Below are 2,015 nucleotides of genomic sequence, written 5' to 3'. Positions count from 1 at the left end.
GTCAACTACCCACCGACACCTTTGGTGATCGGTGGGCTTGTGACTTCGGTTGCAAGTCCTGTTGATTAGCCTTGAGAGCCTTCGGGCTTTCGTTCTAAAGGAATATATAGGCACCCTGGTAATATTAGTACGGATGCTCCACAAGTCCCAGGCTCTGCGGTTAGTGGTTAAACATCTCTGAGAGGCAGGAGAAGTGCTGCTGACATTTAAAACCCTCAAGAACATAGGCGATGTGGATCAACGCTTCTTCGGGAGTGCCAGGCTTTTCTTTAGCCTGAACCTTTAATTTAATGGTGAAACAATGAAAGTATTTGTATTGAACAAACATGGTAAACCATTGATGCCGACAACGCCAAGAAAGGCAAGACTCCTTTTAAAAGAGGAGAAAGCCAAAATAGTAAGTCATTCACCTTTTACAATCCGGCTTTTGTATGGATCAAGTGGTTACAAACAAAAAGTAAAGCTTGGTATAGATGCAGGCTATAAGACAATCGGCTTTAGTGCGGTAAGTCAAAAAGATGAGCTTGTTTCAGGAGAGGTAAAACTTCTTGAAAATCAATCAGAGAGAATAAGAGATAGAGCAGTTTATAGAAGACAACGCAGAAACCGTAAAAGATACAGACCGGCAAGATTTGACAATAGAAAGCGAAAAGAGGGGTGGCTCGCTCCATCAATCCAACACAAGCTTGAGAGTCATATCAGGATAGTCAACCTGATCAAAAAAATAGTACCGGTCACAGAGATTGTAATTGAAGTGGCATCATTTGATATTCAGGCTATCAAAAACCCTGATATTGAAAAAATGCAGTATCAGCAGGGAAAACAATCCGGATTCTGGAATCTTAGAGAGTATATTTTACACCGTGACAAGCATCAGTGTCAGAGCGAAACGTGTCAACAAAAGAAGACGCAGCCAAAAAATCAAGCGCTTGCAGTCCATCATATCGGCTACTGGAAAAAAGATAGAACAGACAGGCCGGAAAATTTGATAACACTGTGTTCAAAATGCCACTCGCCGGCCAATCACAAGCAAAAAGGCTCACTTTATGGCTGGGAGCCGACAGTTGCGCCATTTCGAGGTGAAACTTTTATGTCTCAAGTCAGATGGAGACTTGTAAACAAGCTCGAACACTGCAGGCACACATATGGATATCAGACCAAATCCAAACGCATTGATCTTGAACTTGAGAAGACACACTATAATGATGCGTTTGTCATTGCCGGAGGCCAAAGGCAAAATAGAACAGAGGTGTTGATATTCCAGGAAAAAAGAAAGAATAATCGCTGCCTTGAAAAATTTTATGACGCAAAATTTATCGATATCGGAAGTGGTAAAAAAGTGGGTGGAGCGGATCTGCCCTGCGGAAGGGTAAAACGGAACAAAGGCCATGAAAAAAACGGTGAAAATTTAAAAAAATATCGAGGTAAAAAAGTCTCAAAAGGCAGGCGGCAGATAAGAAAACAACGATATCCGATTCAGCCTCACGATGTCGTCAAATACAATGGCAATTTTTATAGAGCCGTTGGCATTCAAAACAAAGGCAAATATCTTAAAATGAGCGACGGCACTGACAAAATTGTCAAAAATATTAAAGATATCGAAATTGTTTTCCATCAGAAAACACTGGTATTGATTGATGCAATATCAATGTAAAAATCATTCAAAATTTTTGATTGTTTATCATATCATCTTCGTTGTAAAATACAGAAAACCTCTTTTACAAGAGTATGGTCAATGGGTAAAAAAAACGATGCTTGAGATTGCACAACAATCTGATTTTAATATTAAAGAGATAGAAGTTGATACAGATCATATTCACCTAATGATTGACAGTGTGCCTAAACTTTCCGTCAGTCAAATTGTCAGAAGGCTAAAACAGCAAAGTACTAAAAAAGTATGGGATGCGTTTCCAAAACTTGAAAAACATTTTTGGAAAAAGAAAGTGTTTTGGAGTGATGGATATTTTTGTTGCTCAATTGGTAATGCTTCAATTGAAACAATTAAGAGGTATATT

General features: G+C 39.1%; 2 protein-coding genes. Both read left to right on the top strand.

Annotated features, from left to right (window positions below):
- Positions 1-301: 301 nt before the first annotated feature.
- Complete coding sequence (gene iscB, locus HXW94_RS18645; protein ID WP_178368393.1) at positions 302-1,654, top strand: RNA-guided endonuclease IscB; 1,353 nt, start codon at positions 302-304, stop codon at positions 1,652-1,654.
- The coding region (tnpA, locus tag HXW94_RS18640) for an IS200/IS605 family transposase (RefSeq protein ID WP_178368392.1) at positions 1,638-2,015 on the top strand (378 nt) is incomplete at its 3' end. The genes iscB and tnpA, both read left to right, overlap by 17 nt.

It is taken from the genome of Desulfobacter latus, from assembly GCF_013389365.1.
Taxonomy (GTDB): Bacteria; Desulfobacterota; Desulfobacteria; order Desulfobacterales; family Desulfobacteraceae; genus Desulfobacter; species Desulfobacter latus.
The sequence above is the reverse complement of the archived record's forward strand: the minus strand, read 5'-3'. Positions and strand labels throughout refer to the sequence as shown.

Bases quoted from the DNA above. Each gene is read 5' to 3' on its own strand.
- iscB (WP_178368393.1), top strand. From the start codon at position 302: ATGAAAGTATTTGTATTGAACAAACATGGTAAACCATTGATGCCGACA.